The 1,507-nt window shown below is 43.5% G+C and carries 3 protein-coding genes; all 3 read right to left on the bottom strand.

The genetic code is table 11. The features are described 5' to 3' along the window. A partial coding sequence (locus ACEW8S_RS17555; RefSeq protein ID WP_373519415.1) for an ABC transporter permease occupies positions 1–160 on the bottom strand: 160 nt, incomplete at its 3' end. Next, a complete protein-coding gene (locus ACEW8S_RS17550) occupies positions 153–854 on the bottom strand; it encodes an ABC transporter ATP-binding protein (protein WP_373519414.1) in 702 nt (233 codons plus the stop codon). The genes ACEW8S_RS17555 and ACEW8S_RS17550, both read right to left, overlap by 8 nt. A gap of 165 nt (positions 855–1,019) precedes the next feature. Further along, positions 1,020–1,507, bottom strand: a 488-nt coding sequence (locus ACEW8S_RS17545; RefSeq protein WP_373519413.1) for an efflux RND transporter periplasmic adaptor subunit, incomplete at its 5' end; no start/stop codon positions are given.

Genomic DNA, 1,507 nt, shown 5'->3' with positions numbered 1-1,507 from the left:
CGAAAAAATCATCGAAGGTATTGATGAGTCCGTTGCCGAAACCAAAAAGCACCACGAAAATAAGAATGCCCAAGGCCACGGTAAATCCCGATAAGAACGTACGGAGCTTGTTCTTTTGGATGGTCTGGAATATTTCCTTCCAATTGTCCCTGCTAAACATATTGCGATGCCCTTACCTGTTCCACTTTTTTATCCTCGACAATGACCCCATCCTTCAAATGAACGATTCGCTTGCACATATGGGCGATATCTTTTTCGTGGGTCACGACTAAAATAGTATTGCCGCTATCGTTAATTTTTTGGATAAGATCCATCACTTCATAGGATGTCGTGCTGTCCAGAGCACCTGTAGGCTCATCTGCCAAAAGCACTTTTGGTTCCGCTGCCATCGCCCGGGCAATGGCTACACGCTGTTTTTGCCCCCCGGATAGCTCGTTCGGAAGATGTGTCGCCCATTCTTTCAGACCGACCTGACTTAAATATGTTAATGCTTTTTCTTCCCTTTCCTTTCTTGGAACTTTTTGGTAATACAAGGGCAATGCCACATTTTCCATGGCATTTTTGTAGTTGATAAGGTTGAAAGATTGAAAGACAAAACCTAAAAACTTATTACGATAGTTCGCTGCCTTCGTCTCGTTCAGGTTTTTAATAGGGACGCCGTCCAAGGTATAGGAACCCTCATCCAACTCGTCCAGCATCCCCAGAATATTCAATAAAGTGGATTTTCCCGAACCGGAAGACCCCATGATAGCTACCAGTTCGCCTTCGGCTATACTAAAGTTTAACCCTTTTAAGACGTGAAGTGAATTGGTACCCATCTTATAGGATTTGTGAAGGTCTTTGATTTCGATCATGGTATAGTTGTTTGTGGTTCGCCACTTTTACTAATCAGGCAATAAGACCAGTAAGTTCTTTAAATGTTACAAGTTATTCTCTAAATGTTGTGTTAAAAAAACAGCAATGATATTTGGGGCGTGATTTTTTAGACGGTAAAGTTAGCGGCTCGGTGCACTCGATACCTATGAATCATCGCCTTTTCCTTCCTCCTTTTCGATAGCATTCCAGACTTTTATTTTATCCTCTTCGGATATCCCTGCTTTTATCTCTACGAAAATACCGTCACTGATACCGAGTTCGATATCCCTACGCTCGAACTTTTGGCCTCCGTTCTCGATTTCTACGTAAGGTTTTTTGGTCGTATCGTCAAATTGGACCAAGGCTTCCTTAATGGTCAGTACGCTATCAGCCCTTGCCAAAATTACCGAGGCATTGGCACTGAGGCCAGCGCGTATAAAAACGGAATCCTGTTTGGCCATGGTGCCCTTGATCTCAAATTGGATGGCTCCGTTTTCTTGTTTCCCTTTGGGGGCAATATAGTCGAGAACGGCATCGAAAACCTTACCTTCCAAGGCGCCTACCGTTATTTCTAGGGGCAGATTTTCCTTGATCTTGCCAACCTCCGATTCGTCTACTTTACCCTCGAAAATCATTTTTTCTACATCGGCGA

It is taken from the genome of Pricia sp., from assembly GCF_041745955.1.
GTDB lineage: Bacteria > Bacteroidota > Bacteroidia > Flavobacteriales > Flavobacteriaceae > Pricia.
The sequence above is the reverse complement of the archived record's forward strand: the minus strand, read 5'-3'. Positions and strand labels throughout refer to the sequence as shown.